Raw genomic sequence first — 234 nt, 5'->3', positions numbered from 1 at the left:
TGATGCCGAACTAGAGCGCTTAGGATTCACCTCACCAGAAGCAGGCCAAGCCCTTTTGGATATGTGGAGCTTCCCAGCGGAACTAGGTATAGCCGTTCGCCAGCACAAACAACCGACCTCTTTTGAAGAGCCATCAGCCCTTTCCGCTGTTGTAAATCTCGCTTGTGTTGTGAATTCAGCTATCCGCAACGGTGAAACCGTAGAAACACTAGAAGCCAACTTCCCTGCTGACGT

At 50.9% G+C, this 234-nt stretch carries 1 protein-coding gene; it reads right to left on the bottom strand.

All coding sequences use genetic code 11. The features are described 5' to 3' along the window. Positions 1 to 234 (bottom strand): hypothetical protein (locus ACRHOC_RS15225; protein ID WP_431159450.1); only part of this gene is annotated, 234 nt, incomplete at both ends.

This window comes from Winogradskyella poriferorum, from assembly GCF_050618035.1.
Classification (GTDB): domain Bacteria; phylum Bacteroidota; class Bacteroidia; order Flavobacteriales; family Flavobacteriaceae; genus Winogradskyella; species Winogradskyella poriferorum_A.
This window is presented reverse-complemented; position numbering and strand designations above follow the sequence as displayed.